This is a genomic window from Parabacteroides faecalis, from assembly GCF_022809355.1.
GTDB classification, from domain to species: domain Bacteria; phylum Bacteroidota; class Bacteroidia; order Bacteroidales; family Tannerellaceae; genus Parabacteroides; species Parabacteroides faecalis.
The window spans coordinates 37883-52882 of record NZ_JAKZMM010000011.1; the positions used below are offsets into that span (position 1 = coordinate 37883).

Sequence of the window (15000 nt, forward strand, 5' to 3'; positions counted from 1 at the left end):
ATCTACATCCGATTATTTCTGCGGTCTGGTAGCAAGTACCATTTTGAATTTATTCTCGTTTGCGATATTCAGAATCTTAACAATCTCTTTATAAGGAACTGTTTCGTCTGCATACAAAGCCACATACATTTCCGGTTCTTTGGCATAACAATCCTGCAGGAAAGGAGTAATCTCCTGGAAAGAGACCTGCACTTCCTTCTGCTTGCCGAATGCCACATAATAATTCAAAGAAGCATCGATGGTAACACGTGTCAGCGGTTTAGCCGCCGTTTGCTTTTGAGCTTGCGGCAAAGTTACCTTGATTGCATTCGGAATTACGACCGTCGATGTCACCATAAAGAAGATCAACAGCAGGAAAATCACATCCGTCATAGATGCCATGCTGAAAGCTTCTGATACTTTAGTTCTTCTTTTTAACCCCATAACCAATCAATTTATAGATGGATGAATATACTATTAATTGGCAGGCTCATTTAATAAGTCCATGAATTCCATCGTGCGGGCTTCCATCTTATTGACTACATTGTCAACCTGCGATACCAAATAGTTGTATGCAAACAAAGCAATAATACCCACAACCAATCCACCTACAGTTGTTACCAAAGCTTCATAAATACCACTTGATAATAAAGAGACATCCACATTCGTTCCAGCATTTGCCATATCAAAGAAGGCACGAACCATACCGGTTACTGTTCCTAAAAAGCCTAACATCGGAGCACCAGCAGCCGTCGTTGCAATCACCGGGAAACCTTTTTCCAACTTAGCAACTTCCAAGTTACCTACATTTTCAATAGCAACCAATACATCATTCATCGGACGTCCTAAACGTGTAATTCCTTTTTCGATCATACGGGCAGAAGGAGTATTTGTCGAACGGCATAAATTCAAGGCCGATTCTACCTTGCCTTCATGTATATAATCCTTGATGCGATTCATAAAGTTCTCATCTTCCTTACCGGCCCGCTTAATAACCATAAAGCGCTGGATAAAAATATAGATAGCCAGCAACGACAATAACAACAACACTACCATAATCCACCCTCCTTTGAAAGCCAGATCAATAATGTTTATCTGTGCTTCCGTTGGAACTGTTGTTTCTGCCACCTGCGTCAAATCAGGCATCTGATCAGCAGCCTGAGCGGCTGACTGCAATAAAAGAAATAGACTCATCGTTTAAATAGGTTTTTATTAATATTTTATTGTTCCAAACAAGCTTTATATTGTTTGATCGTTTCCTCTAATCCTAAGTACAAAGCATCACAAATAAGCGCATGACCAATTGACACTTCATCTAAAAAAGGAATATTCTTGCTGAAGAAAGCCAGATTCTCCAGACTCAAGTCATGTCCGGCATTGACACCTAAGCCTAAATTCTTGGCAAAACGTGCCGCTTCCACAAAAGGAGCAACAGCAGCATCGCGGTCTTTCGGATAAAGAGATGCGTATGGTTCCGTATAAAGCTCGATACGGTCGGTTCCCGTCTTGGCTGCCCACTCTATATTTTCCAACTCCGTTCCAACAAAGATCGAAGTCCGAATACCATGGCTTGTGAAGCGTTCTACCAAATCCTGCAAGAAAGCATGATTCGTCTTGACATCCCAACCGGCATTTGATGTAATGGCATCAGGAGCATCCGGCACTAAAGTAACTTGCGTTGGTCTTATCTTTAATACCAAATCAATGAACTTATCGCACGGATAACCTTCGATATTAAACTCCGTCCTGATCAACGGCTTTAAGCCGTACACATCACTGTAGCGAATATGACGCTCATCCGGACGAGGATGAACCGTTATACCTTGTGCTCCGAACGCTTCCGCATCCTGAGCAAACTTCAATACATCCGGCATATTGCCACCTCTGGCATTACGGATTGTTGCTACTTTGTTAATGTTTACACTTAAATTTGTCATCGTATATCATTAAATCTTTTTCTTTGATTACTTTTGTACCTAGTAATTTGCAAAATTAGCAGTATTTAGGAAATAAGCAGACAAATGTTGGTGAAAGATTTCATAACAAAGGAAATCCCCGTGTTAAAAAGTTTTGATACGGGTGAGTATGCATTGACCTTGATGGACGACTATAAGCTGAAGCATCTACCCGTTGTATCGGATAATTCATTCTATTACAAAGGAATTATTTCGGAAAAAGAACTGCTTTCGCATACAGACCTATCCACAAATATCGGGAATCTGTATTTGGCGGAAGTACCTTCTGTACGGCTAGAAACACATCTTTTTGAGGTCTTGACGCTGATCACCCGCAACAAGCTGAGTATTCTTCCTGTCATATCCGACATGGATGAGTACGAAGGCGTCGTAACCCGCGAACATTTAGTCGATGTCTGCACAGACTTTTTCCAGGCAGACGCACCAGGAAGTACAATCGTTCTGGAAGTTGTTCCTTCTGATTATTCCGTGACAGATATTGCCCGTATCGTAGAATCGAACAATGCGCATATACTTTCCATGCAGACACATCCTGAAGAAAAGAACGGACAACTTTTGATTACCTTAAAACTTGATTCGGAAGATGCCTCTGCCGTTATCCGGAGTTTTGAGCGTTTTAACTATACTGTCCTATGGCACTTTATGGAAAACGGTCTGGTAGATGATATTTTTCAACAACGAATGAACGAATTAATACATTACATGAATATATGAAAGTAGGAATTTTTGGCAGTCAATATCAGCAAGAAAAGCAGAGTATCATCCGACGGGTATTCAGTAAACTGACTTCTTTAGAGGCAGAGATTTATGTGGATACACTTTTTCACGACTATCTGCTGGATGCTTTTGGATTTGAGCCACCAATAAACGGCCTCTTAACAGGTGATATTTTCGACCTCGATGTTGCCATCAGCCTCGGAGGAGACGGAACTTTTCTTCGGACAGCAGCCAGAGTCAACCGCCAGAATATTCCTATTCTCGGTATCAATACCGGCCGGTTAGGCTTTCTGGCCGATGTAGGTAGCACAGACGTAGAAGACACACTCGAAGAGCTTTTCAAGCATTACTATAAAGTAGAAGAGCGTATTCTGCTCCGATTGGAAACTGAAAGCCGGGCTTATAAAGGTTATAACTATGCGTTGAATGAAGTAGCCGTATTAAAGCGTGATACTTCTTCCATGATTACCATTCATACTTCCTTGAATGGAGAATATCTGACTTCCTATCAAGCCGACGGACTGGTTATTGCAACACCAACCGGTTCAACGGCTTATTCCATGAGTGTAAACGGCCCGATCATTCTACCGCAAGATAATAGCATCGTATTGAGTCCGGTAGCACCTCATTCACTGAATGTTCGTCCGCTGGTAATTCCTAATGACTTTGAGATTACGTTGGGTGTGGAAAGCCGTAACCGCACGTTCCTCATCTCGCTGGATGGAAGATCAGAAATATTCCCGGCTGGAATCCAGCTTAAGGTCAGCAAAGCGGATTATACGACTAAGGTGATCAAACGATATAACCATACATTCTACGAGACACTTCGGGAAAAACTGATGTGGGGAGCAGATGTCAGAATGAAATAAATCAGGCGCAGAAGATAAAGCAACCGCAAACGACTTCACAAAGTAGAATCTTGATAGAATTTATCGTTACCTCAGACAAGAGGATGTTATTAAAATCCCCAAAGATGTTCTATCAAGATTTTTACTCCTATTCCGATTAGGATAACACCACCTATCAAGTCTAACTTCAAATCCACTTTGTTTCCGACTTTCACACCAAAGCAAACACCAAAAGAAGAAAACAGGAAAGTCACAATTCCAATTGTCCAGGTAATGACAGACAACGATGTTTGCATAATGGCTAATGAAACTCCTACGGCCAATGCATCTATACTAGTGGCAATTCCTAATCCACAAAGAGTCTTCAGACAAAGCGGATTCATCTTTTTATCCTCTTCCTTTTCCTGACGGCTTTCCCAGATCATCCGTCCACCCAAATAAAGTAACAGCCCAAAAGCAATCCAATGATCGATTGTTTCTATCAGTTTCAGAAAACTAAAACCCAATAAATAACCAACCAAAGTAAACATGGCCTGAAAAAAAGCCAAGACAAACGCAATCTTAACAACCCGGCGCACGGAACATTCCTTCATAACGGCTCCACTAGTCACCGATACAGCCAGACTGTCCATCGACAAGCCGACTGCCAACAACAAGATTTCAAGAAAAGACATACAAGATGAATGAGATATATAGCGTATTAAAAACAGGAAAGATTGTGTCCAAAGGAACAGGACACAATCTTTATTATCTAAGCATTATAATTCTTCTGCAATCTTATAATTATTACGATTAGGAGAACTTCGGGAAATCAATTCTCCGACAAATCCGGATAAAAACATCTGAGTTCCCAAAATCATACCTGTCAGTGCCACATAGAAATAAGGCGAATCCGTTACTAAACGCATTGGCATACCAGCCATCAGAGAAACCATTTTAGCTCCCAATACAATCAGTAAAGAAATGAAACTGACAAAGAACATGACACTTCCCCACAAGCCGAAGAAATGCATTGGTTTTTTACCGAACTTAGATGTAAACCAAAGCGTAATCAGATCCAAATAACCATTGACAAAACGATCCAAACCAAATTTGGTTGTTCCATACTTTCGAGCCTGATGATGAACCACCTTCTCTCCTATCTTGGTAAAGCCGGCAATCTTAGCCAGATAAGGAATATAGCGGTGCATGTCATTATAAATCTCAATATTCTTCACCACTATTTTCTTATAAGCTTTCAATCCACAATTAAAATCATGCAGATTATGAATACCCGAGATACGGCGGGCCGTTGCATTAAACAACTTGGTTGGTATTGTCTTTGACAGCGGGTCGTACCGTTTCTTCTTCCATCCGGAAACCAAATCATAACCGTCTTCAGTAATCATCCGGTACAATTCGGGAATTTCATCCGGACTATCCTGCAAATCGGCATCCATCGTAATCACAACATCACCTTCTGCACGCTGAAATCCACAGTGCAAACCTGGAGACTTTCCATAATTCCTACGGAAACGGATTCCTCTTACAACTGATGATTTCTGTCGAAAACCTTCTATGATTTCCCATGAGTTATCGGTACTACCATCATCTACAAAAATAACTTCATACGAAAAATGGTTTTCTTCCATCACACGCTCAATCCAAGCAAACAGCTCCGGAAGTGATTCAGCTTCATTATATAACGGAATTACGACTGATATATCCATATTATTTTATTTATAACCGATGTTTCTTTTATTCCATATCAGCTCTTTCTCCGGCAAACCAAAGCAGCTACAGGAAGAGACAATATGATACCGTAAAATATATTATTCAAAATACCTTGAAGTGCCATGTGAATCGGCGAGAAATTCATGGACTCAATAGAGGAAATGATCTTACTATCTACCTGCATCTGCTTTAAGGAAGCAATTGTCTGCTCTACTGCCGATGATAAGAAATCAGGAGGAGCTACAAATCGATAAAACACATAATGCATGATAGATACAAGCATAGCAGCAAACAAATAGATAAGGACACCAAACCGCCATGCCTGACTAAATGAAATAACACCTCCTAAATCTTCCCGGTAACGCTTCGTCAGCAAATAAGCCAAATAAGGAACTACCAGCGACATTCCCCAATAGATAACAACTAAATAAGAGAAGCGCATACTGAACATATAGAATATATATTTCACTATCCAGAATATTCCTAAAGAAAAACCATAGGACATAGCAGCCGACATGAGTCCACTATTTTTATTTTCCATACTTCAAATATATCGATTCTTTGCGCGACAAAAATACGTTTTTTAGACTAATCTACAAAAAGCAATGATATTGTTTTCATTATCCTCAGAATGAAAGAAAGCCTTTTACAGTTTTCTTGCTGTAAAAGGCTTCCCATCTAAGATAATTACTGTGACCTCGGAGGGGATCGAACCCTCGACCCAATGATTAAGAGTCATTTGCTCTACCAGCTGAGCTACGAAGTCATTTTTTCTATTTCCTGAAAGAAGTGACCTCGGAGGGGATCGAACCCTCGACCCAATGATTAAGAGTCATTTGCTCTACCAGCTGAGCTACGAAGTCATTCTTCTATTTCCTGAAAGGTGACCTCGGAGGGGATCGAACCCTCGACCCAATGATTAAGAGTCATTTGCTCTACCAGCTGAGCTACGAAGTCAACACTTTATCTACAATCTCCTTCGCGATTGCGGGTGCAAAGATAGGAACATTTTTTGAAATACCAAAAACTTTCCCGCCTTTTTCTATAAATTAATCATCAAACTCATAAACATCCGAAGGAGTCGTTCGCTTCAATGCTACCAATGAAACATCCTTTCCGACACGGATTCCTTCTTCAAAAAGACGGATATCTACTGTCTTATAAGCCAGTTCCGGATGGTTGTTATCCCGGCTTAAATGGCAAAGCCAGATATTCTTCAAATCGAGTGTATAATGTGTTGCCAAAAATTCAGCAGCTTCCTGATTACTCAGATGCCCGATTGGTCCGGCTACCCTTTCTTTCAAGAACTGCGGATAATTTCCATACCGAAGCATTTCATCATCATAATTGGCTTCAAGCACCAAATGATTTGCCTTGCAGATGTATTCACTGACTTTCTCATTGATATGTCCCACATCGGTTGCAATTGTGAAACGATGCTTTCCATACTTTATATAATACCCGACACTGTCGGTACTGTCGTGAGGAACAGGGAATGCTGTTACTTCAAAATCCCGGATAAAGAATGGGACTTCTTTCTCAATGACCCGCTTAGAGGTTGTAAGAGTTTCTTCCACATACCGGCTTTTTGCTATTCCCCGGTGAACACCTTCGGTTGTATATACCGGAATACTCATTTTTTCTCCCAAATAACCTACCGTCTTAATATGGTCTGCATGGTCGTGTGTGACCAAGATAGCCACAATCTGCGATAAATCAATGGAACGATCTTTCAATACCTTTTTGATAGTACGGATACCGATTCCGGCATCAATCAGCAATCCGTACTCCGGCGTCCCCAAATAGTAGCAATTACCACTGCTACCACTAGCCAGGCTAAAAAAAATCAATTTCATATATTGTTCTATTTTTATTCTTCTTCAAGAGCGCACAAACGAATCGGGAATGGTTATTTCACCTATCAGCGAACAATTCATATGCTCTTTTACCTCATTCGGAGTTAATCCGTGCCCGAACAGGAACATCAGTTTGGTCACGGCACTTTCCGTTGTACTGTCGTACCCACTGATAACACCTATCTCGAGTAATTTCTGCCCGGTTTCATACCGATGCATCTCAACACTTCCAGCCCGACATTGCGTAACGTTTACGATAACCACCCCACGTCCAACGGCTTCTTCCAACATTTGCAAGAACCACTTGTCAACGGGCGCATTTCCGCTACCGAATGTTTCCATAACAACACCCTTCAATCCGGGAATGTTCAGAATAGATTCAACTACCGAAGGCGATATTCCCGGGAAAAGCTTCAGGATGGCAATATTCCGATCCAATAAATAATGAGGTTTCAAAGGTCTGCGAGATACCGGATAATAAATCTGAGTCACGTCATACTTGATATGAATACCGGCATGTGCCAACGAGGGATAATTATACGAACGGAAGGCATTGAAGTTATCCGCATTGGCCTTACAGGTACGATTGCCGCGCATCAATTCATTCTCAAAGAATACGCAGACTTCTGGAACTATCGGGAAACCGTTCTCTTTGGCAGCAGCAATCTCTATGGCGGTAATCAGGTTTTCCTTCCCGTCCGTCCGCAACATACCGATTGGCAACTGAGAACCGGTCAGAATCACCGGCTTAGTCAGATTCTCCAACATAAAGCTCAGGGCCGAAGCCGTATATGACATGGTATCCGTTCCGTGCAGGATCACAAATCCGTCATACTTCTGATACGTATCCGCAATAATCTTTACGATTTTCATCCACGAATCAGGCCCCATGGCTGATGAATCCAATGGCGGATCAAACTGATAGGTATCGACATGGTGTCCCAAGAACTTCAATTCCGGAACATTCTCGGCCAGATGCTGAAAGTCGAATACTTCCAACACTCCGGTTTCCGGGTTTTCAATCATACCGATTGTTCCACCTGTATATATCAATAAGATAGATGCCTGCTGCTTATTATCCGTCATAACCTTTGTTTTTGAATCACAAAGATAACCAAACTAGCGGAAATTTCCTCTATCTTGGGAAAAGAATCTACCCTATTGACTTTCTAATTTGATTCCAACGAGAATCAAAATCGATTCTCGTTTATCTTGAAAACATTCTTCGTTTATCTAAAAAGGACATCCGGACAAAGGGAGAAACCATTATTCCTCCCCTTTCAAAGCCGGCAAACTGATATGATACTTGACTGCTACGACACGTGCGATAAAAACTGATGCCGCCGATACGAATTGGGTAAGAGGAAGAGGCAGCTCAAAGCAAGTACAGAGATAATAAATCAATCCGCCGAATACACAGGCCAAAGCATAAATATCTTTCCGGAAGATAAGAGGCTCTTCGTTAATCAGAATATCTCGCATCATACCGCCAAATGCTCCGGTAATCGTTCCCATGACAACGGCCACCCACATCGGGAAACCGAAGTCGAGCGTCTTGGCAATACCCACCACAGCAAAAAGCCCCAGTCCGATGGCATCAAATATAAAGAATGTATTATTCAGGCGAACGACGTATTTCCGGAATACCAATACAAACAACAGGGCTAACCCGGAAATAACCAAATAAGATAATTGCAACATCCAGAAAGGCGTAGCATTCAACAACACATCTCGAATGGTTCCACCACCGACGGCTGTTACCACACCCACAACATAAGCCCCGAACCAGTCGAATTTCTTGGCAGATGCCAAACGGATTCCACTGATAGCGAAAGCAAATGTTCCTACATAATCACATAAAGTAATGAAGTCTATCATTTTATTTTTTAGGCGCAAAGATAAGAACTGTTTTCTATCCAAACCAACGTATTGGCTGAAAAAGCCCTTCTGTCTTGCGAAAACAAATACTTTTATAGTGATATTGACCATTGATATAAAAAGATTTTTACAGATATTTGCCGTTCTAATTCAAACTATCGACACATGAAGTTCAAGTATCTACTTATTATATTCTTATCTATCTTTACTTTCAGATACAGTTATAGCCAGGAATACTTGCCTCAGATGGAATCTCGTTATTTCACCAGTGATTCGATCTCTGTATTGAAACCCAAACCTTTTTGGGCTGCCGGCGAAGTTATCGGAACCAATCTGGCCGTATGGGCTTTTGACCGTTATGTAGTAAAAGAAAGCTGGGCTCGCATCAATTGGAACACCATCAAAAACAATTTCAAGCGCGGACCGGTATGGGACAGCGATAAATTCACCACCAATCTGTTTGCTCATCCGTATCATGGCGGATTATACTTCAACGCAGCACGTAGTAATGGCTTGAACTTTTGGCAATCCATACCTTATTCGGCCGGCGGAAGCCTGATGTGGGAGTTTTTCATGGAAACGGAAGCTCCTTCCATTAATGACATGATGGCTACTACTTTCGGAGGAGTTGCCTTGGGAGAAATCACCTACCGGCTGTCGGACTTATTTATCGATAACCGAGCAACCGGCTGGGAACGTGTCGGACGCGAATTGCTTACCGGTATCATTTCGCCCATGCGGGGAATCAATCGTCTTATCACCGGCGAATCCTGGAAACGGAGAAGTTATAAAGGTCGCAGTTATTCGAATGTTCCCGTCAACTTGATCCTCAGTATGGGTCCGCGGTTTCTGGCAGACGAAGAGAAATCGAGAAAAGGCTCTTCCAGCTTGCATTTTGATTTAGCCTTGAATTATGGTAATCCATTTAATGATGAGAATTATACACCCTACGAATGGTTTCGCTTCAAATTGGGCATGGATGTAATTAATCAGCCTCTCATCAACCAGGTAAATGCAATCGGAGCCTTGTGGGGAAAGAATATATGGCAGAAAGACAACCGCTCACTGATGTTCGGAATCTTCCAGCATTTCGACTATTACGATTCTGATATTAACTCGAAAAACAACCAGCTAATTGCTCCTTACCGTATATCCGAAGCGGCCGCAGCCGGTCTGGGCGCTATTTATTATAAGAATCCGGATCCGGGAAACAAGACATTGGTATATGGCGAATTATACACCAACGGAGTTGCTTTGGGAGCTAGTCTCTCGGATTATATGAAGTTGGGCGAACGCGATTATAATTTGGGAAGCGGATATAGTATCAAAGGCGGAGCCGGTTTGATTTATAACAAACAGTTAGCTCTCTTGCTTAACCTGGAAAACTATCATATCTTTACCTGGAAAGGATACGATCCGGACTTAGACTGGAGCACGGTTGATCCGAATGAATTAAGTGTGCAAGGCGACAAAAGCAATGCCCGACTGACGGTATTCTCCATTCTTCTGGCCTATCAGTTCAAGAAACAATGGAGCATTGCTCTTTCCAATCGTTTCTTCAACCGGAAAACCGATTACAAATATCACGATACCGTAGATTACGCTACATACGATCTGATGCTAAAAGTGGGGTATCGTTTATAACCCCACTTTTCTATTTTCGTTTTTTATCTCATCAACGTTTGAACATCATTTCCCTTCCTTCTTCCGCTTCTTCCAAAGCTGATAGCTATTGATGATGTTTTGCCATAAAACGTATGAACCGGGAGCCAACGACGATACCGGATCCAAATACGTATAAGCCATCCAGATTGCCAAGACGGTATTCTTTTGTCCCAAAGCCTGGCCTGCACTGATCCGGTCGTGATAATGCGTACCTATCTTCTTTCCCAACAAGAATTGGACAGCACAAGCAAACAAGCCGGCTAAAGCGATCAGTATCTTGACAGATGCAGGAGTATCACTTTCCACCAACGATTTAAAGGTCTGTGCCGTTACGATGGTTAATGCAACAGCCCACAGATAAAAAGCCAAGTCATGCATATTCAATAACCATTGATGTATTTTCGGCAAATACAGACGAATCAGCCAGGCAGCAAAGAACGGACATAGTAATAATGGAAAGACTTTACTTAATATCTTCAGGAAAGCGGTAAAGAAAGACAAATCGGCATGTGGTTCGACCAATGGGAACAATAAAGGCACGGCCACAGCGGCCAAGATATTGGATAACAACGTATAGGTTGTCAGCGCAGAAACACTTCCTCCCAACTTACCGGTAATAACTGCAGCAGCCGTAGCTGTCGGACAAATCAGACAAACCATCGCTCCTTCGAATACTTCCCGATAAGCCACATCCAGTTTACTCAACAATAAAACAGCTACCATCAGCAGACAAGAGATTATCTGAAACAAGAGTAACCAACCATGCCAGCGCACCGGCATTAAATCCCGAATATTTACCTTACAGAAAGTAAGCAATAACTGAGCAAAAATCAATGAAGGAGTCAGAAAAGCGATCAGTTGATTTACGAGGGGTTTGGTTGGTTCTAACAAGGGGACATGAACAAACAATAAATATCCCAGGACACCTGCCAGCATGGCAATAGGTAATGTCCAGTTTTTGATGAAATTCAACATAACTTTATTGTATCATTTAAATCGGGTGCAAAATAAACGATTATTTTCCAAATAATAGCACAATCGAAAGGAGAGATTAATGAAGGCCAACAAAAACAAAGGCTGCGAGATTCACATCTAGCAGCCTCCTACACTAACCCTTAACTTTAACCAATGAAAAACAATAATCTATTTATTTCAATACAGCTAACGCTGCTTCATAATTGGGCTCGTTTATAATCTCAGATACCAATTCTTCATAAATTACTTTTCCGGCTTCGTCAACAACGATAACACCTCGAGCCAACAGACCTTTCAATGGACCATCCGTCATCAACATTCCGTAACCATCCTCAAAACAAGAACAACGGAAAGCAGATAAACTGATCACGTTCTCAATTCCTTCTGTCGTACAAAAACGACTCTGAGCGAAAGGTAAATCTTTGGAAACAGCCAATACCACTGTATTGGGAAGAGAGGCGGCCTCTTTATTAAAACGCCTTACCGAATTTGCACACACAGGTGTATCTAAACTGGGGAAGACATTCAAGACTACACGTTTGCCTTTCAAATCAGTTAAAGATAATTCAGACAAATCGTTTTTAACACCTCTGAAATTGGGAGCTTCAGCTCCTACTTGGGGTAAGTTTCCGTTCGTATGAACGGCCATCCCTTTAAATGTTATTTCTGCCATGGATTTTTGTTTTCTATTATTAAACATTACCAAAGCGTTACAAATATAATACGCTTTTCATTTACCAAACAAGCATTTCCGCAAAAAGTTCCCCGTTTTAACTTCTTTTAAGCAGTGTGTTTTTGACATAAAAAATATGGTTATACAGCTTCGTTCATCCGAAACATTCATTAATTTTGGCAGCCTTTAAAGAGGAAACAGATTCGTATAAATCAAAAACAAACAATATGGATTGGATTATTCTCATTTTATTATTCTTGGTGTTACTTTTCCAGTTTTTCATCTGGAAACGGATTTCTGAGAAAGAATCGGTAAATCAAACAGACTTGTTACGTCGCGATATCCAGCAGGGCTTTGAACGGATTGAAAAGAACTTCCGCGAAGATTTCAAACTGAATCGCGAAGAAAGTCGTATGGTAGCCAAAGAGAACCGGGCGGAACTGGCTAATTCCATGAATGAATTCCGGGCAGCATTCGACCGGGGAATTGCCAGTTTCAATGCGTTGCAACGGGAAAAGTTTGCTTCACTGAACGAACAACAACAGCTTTTGGTGAATCATACGGAAAAAAGACTGGAAGAAATCCGCATCACGGTAGAAGAAAAGTTACAGAAAACCCTCAACGAACGTATCAGCCAGTCGTTCCGCCTCGTCAACGAACAACTGGAGAATGTGCAGAAAGGTTTGGGTGAAATGCAGACTTTGGCGCAGGATGTAGGCGGATTGAAACGGGTATTAAGCAACGTCAAGACGAGAGGAAACATCGGAGAAATACAGTTAAGCATGTTGCTTGAGCAACTGTTGGCTCCCGAACAGTATGAAGCCAATGTAAAAACCAAGAAAGGTTCGGACGCGTTGGTCGAATTTGCCGTCAAATTGCCGGGAAAAGATGATCTGGCTCAATGTGTTTATCTACCGATCGACGCGAAGTTTCCAAAGGATATGTATGAACAACTGCTCGATGCGTACGATACGGCCGACCCGCAACAAATCGAGACGGCCGGGAAGAATCTGGAAACAACCATCCGGAAGATGGCGAAAGATATTTCAGACAAATACCTAGATCCGCCAGCTACGACCGAATTCGGGATTATGTTTCTGCCTTTCGAAGGGATATATGCCGAAGTGGTTCGCCGGTCGGCCTTGCTGGAAGATTTACAACGTAATTATCGCGTCGTAGTTACAGGCCCAACAACCTTGGCAGCCATCCTGAACAGTTTGCAAATGGGATTCCGTACCCTTGCCATTCAGAAATATTCGGGTGAGGTTTGGAAGATACTGGGAGCTGTCAAGAAAGAATTTGAATCGATGGGCGGAATGCTGGAAAAGGCAAAGAAACATCTGGAAACTGCCAACGGACAAATCGACAATGTCTTGGGAGTTCGTACCCGTGCGATCCAACGCCGCCTGAAAGATGTGGATACATTAAGTGCAGAAGATGCCCGAAAAATCATTCCGGAAATCGGACCGCTGGAGGAAGATGAGAAAGAATAAACGAGTCAACCTCGTTCAGAAATAAGTTAAACGAAAGTCAACCCCTTTTATTTATAAAGAGATTTCAAGTCAACTAAATCCGTTAAATGACACTTCTAATTCCTTTAGAAAGCAATTTTTTACCGTTTCACCCGGGTGGAACGATCTCTTCACAGCTGTGGAACGATCGTTCCACCTAGGTGAGACGATCGTATCACAAGGGTGAAACGATAAAAATATAACGGGAAACAGGAATAAAGTTCGTTAATATCGATATTGACGAACAAACGAGATGACAAAGAAACTCGTTTCAGCTGTTTTATTCAGTCCTAAAAATGAGTTTTATTGAGAAGAGAATTTTTGATACACCATCTGAAGAACCAACGAAAGGACAATCAATGACAAACCTACATAAAAGGATGTTCCCAACATTTTGTCTTCATCAAATAAAAGAACTGCCAGCAGAATACTGTAAACAGGCTCTAAATTAAAACTCAGACTCACGGTAAAAGCACTGATTGTCTTCTGTGCCCGGTTCAATAACATGCACATACAGACCGTACAACCCAAGGCTAACAGGATCAAAAACACGAGATCTTCCCAAGAGGGAAGCAAGGATAACGAAGATTTGCTTACATGATAAAAAGGAAGTAGTAATCCTATGGCAAAAGTTCCACCTACCATCTGCAAAGCCGTTGTCTTTACGACCTGTCCCGACTGGTTAACTCGTTCGTTCAATGTAGCATAGAACGCAAACAGCAAAGACGAAACAAATCCCAATACAATACCAATACGAAAAGAAGCATCAAAATGGAATATCAGCGAAATACCTGCCAAAGTCAGTGAACTGAGCAACAGTTCAACCCACGAAATCCTCTTCCGGTTTATCCAGGGCGAAATAAGAGCCGTAAAGAAACCTGACAAACAAAAGCAAACTACTCCAACCGATACGTTCGCATACTTGATGCTTCCATAGAAAAATATCCAATGAAAAGCCAATAACACTCCAAGCCACAGAATATGACTGTCTTTTCTACCAACGATAATCCTGCCATACTTTATGAATAAAAGGAGTAACAGCATCACACTTGCCAACAGCATCCGGTATCCAGTAATCAATACTGGATCCAACGATATAAGATTTCCGAAGATACCGGAACAAGAAGCCAACAAAACAGCAAGATGTAATTGCAAAAAGGCCTGTTTCATCGCCAAACGAATTAAACTCTAATTCTCTTTTCTTCAATA

16 protein-coding genes and 3 tRNA genes are annotated in these 15000 nt (G+C 41.6%); 4 read left to right on the forward strand and 15 right to left on the reverse strand.

Features of this window, described 5'->3' with window-relative positions; all coding sequences use genetic code 11:
* Positions 1-12 precede the first annotated feature (12 nt).
* Genes MUN53_RS05960 through MUN53_RS05970 form a run of 3 tightly spaced genes read right to left on the reverse strand, consistent with a single transcriptional unit; the run spans position 13 to position 1916 of the window.
* On the reverse strand, positions 13-423 hold the full coding sequence (locus tag MUN53_RS05960) for an ExbD/TolR family protein (RefSeq protein WP_022456078.1): 411 nt from the start codon (positions 421-423) through the stop codon (positions 13-15).
* Between the two features lie 33 nt (positions 424-456).
* Positions 457-1173 carry a MotA/TolQ/ExbB proton channel family protein gene (locus MUN53_RS05965; protein WP_394803043.1) on the reverse strand — a complete coding sequence of 239 codons (717 nt, stop codon included), beginning with the start codon at positions 1171-1173 and terminating at the stop codon, positions 457-459.
* A gap of 26 nt (positions 1174-1199) precedes the next feature.
* Entirely contained in the window at positions 1200-1916 is a 717-nt protein-coding gene (locus MUN53_RS05970; RefSeq protein WP_022456076.1) for a pyridoxine 5'-phosphate synthase, read from the reverse strand.
* Between the two features lie 84 nt (positions 1917-2000).
* Between MUN53_RS05970 and MUN53_RS05975 the strand changes: the two genes are divergently transcribed.
* Positions 2001-2669 (forward strand): CBS domain-containing protein, encoded by a 669-nt coding sequence (locus MUN53_RS05975; RefSeq protein ID WP_243323893.1) that lies wholly within the window; start codon positions 2001-2003, stop codon positions 2667-2669.
* The gene (locus tag MUN53_RS05980; protein WP_022456074.1) at positions 2666-3541 is read left to right on the forward strand and encodes an NAD kinase; all 876 of its coding nucleotides are present in this window, start codon (positions 2666-2668) and stop codon (positions 3539-3541) included. Before MUN53_RS05975 ends, MUN53_RS05980 begins: the two co-directional genes overlap by 4 nt.
* A gap of 89 nt (positions 3542-3630) precedes the next feature.
* Here the strand turns inward: MUN53_RS05980 and MUN53_RS05985 are convergent, their stop codons facing one another.
* The 9 genes from MUN53_RS05985 to MUN53_RS06025 all read right to left on the reverse strand — a co-directional run bounded on the left by MUN53_RS05985 (position 3631) and on the right by MUN53_RS06025 (position 8967).
* Positions 3631-4194, reverse strand: coding sequence for a manganese efflux pump MntP (locus tag MUN53_RS05985; protein WP_243323900.1), 564 nt, complete (start codon positions 4192-4194; stop codon positions 3631-3633).
* 84 nt (positions 4195-4278) lie between these two features.
* Complete coding sequence (locus tag MUN53_RS05990) at positions 4279-5229, reverse strand: glycosyltransferase family 2 protein (protein ID WP_022456072.1); 951 nt, start codon at positions 5227-5229, stop codon at positions 4279-4281.
* Positions 5230-5267: 38 nt separating this feature from the next.
* The gene (locus tag MUN53_RS05995; RefSeq protein WP_243323901.1) at positions 5268-5774 is read right to left on the reverse strand and encodes a DUF4199 domain-containing protein; all 507 of its coding nucleotides are present in this window, start codon (positions 5772-5774) and stop codon (positions 5268-5270) included.
* A 152-nt stretch (positions 5775-5926) separates the two neighbouring features.
* Positions 5927-5999 (reverse strand) — tRNA-Lys (locus tag MUN53_RS06000).
* 24 nt (positions 6000-6023) lie between these two features.
* Positions 6024-6096 (reverse strand) — tRNA-Lys (locus MUN53_RS06005).
* Positions 6097-6117: 21 nt separating this feature from the next.
* Positions 6118-6190: transfer RNA gene (locus MUN53_RS06010), tRNA-Lys, on the reverse strand.
* Between the two features lie 92 nt (positions 6191-6282).
* Positions 6283-7089 (reverse strand): MBL fold metallo-hydrolase, encoded by an 807-nt coding sequence (locus MUN53_RS06015; protein WP_022457071.1) that lies wholly within the window; start codon positions 7087-7089, stop codon positions 6283-6285.
* A gap of 24 nt (positions 7090-7113) precedes the next feature.
* Positions 7114-8175, reverse strand: a complete 1062-nt coding sequence (locus tag MUN53_RS06020; protein WP_243323902.1) for an asparaginase — start codon at positions 8173-8175, stop codon at positions 7114-7116.
* A gap of 180 nt (positions 8176-8355) precedes the next feature.
* Positions 8356-8967, reverse strand: coding sequence for a trimeric intracellular cation channel family protein (locus MUN53_RS06025; RefSeq protein ID WP_022457068.1), 612 nt, complete (start codon positions 8965-8967; stop codon positions 8356-8358).
* Between the two features lie 165 nt (positions 8968-9132).
* On the opposite strand from MUN53_RS06025, the gene MUN53_RS06030 reads away from it, so the two are divergent.
* Complete coding sequence (locus MUN53_RS06030; protein WP_243323903.1) at positions 9133-10611, forward strand: DUF3943 domain-containing protein; 1479 nt, start codon at positions 9133-9135, stop codon at positions 10609-10611.
* A 45-nt stretch (positions 10612-10656) separates the two neighbouring features.
* Here MUN53_RS06030 and MUN53_RS06035 read toward each other — a convergent pair whose 3' ends face one another.
* Positions 10657-11607, reverse strand: a complete 951-nt coding sequence (locus MUN53_RS06035; protein WP_022457066.1) for a hypothetical protein — start codon at positions 11605-11607, stop codon at positions 10657-10659.
* A gap of 172 nt (positions 11608-11779) precedes the next feature.
* Entirely contained in the window at positions 11780-12280 is a 501-nt protein-coding gene (tpx, locus tag MUN53_RS06040) for a thiol peroxidase (RefSeq protein ID WP_243323904.1), read from the reverse strand.
* Between the two features lie 227 nt (positions 12281-12507).
* On the opposite strand from tpx, the gene MUN53_RS06045 reads away from it, so the two are divergent.
* Positions 12508-13773, forward strand: a complete 1266-nt coding sequence (locus MUN53_RS06045; protein ID WP_243323905.1) for a DNA recombination protein RmuC — start codon at positions 12508-12510, stop codon at positions 13771-13773.
* 321 nt (positions 13774-14094) lie between these two features.
* Here the strand turns inward: MUN53_RS06045 and MUN53_RS06050 are convergent, their stop codons facing one another.
* A complete protein-coding gene (locus MUN53_RS06050; protein ID WP_243323907.1) occupies positions 14095-14961 on the reverse strand; it encodes a DMT family transporter in 867 nt (288 codons plus the stop codon).
* Positions 14962-15000 lie beyond the last annotated feature (39 nt).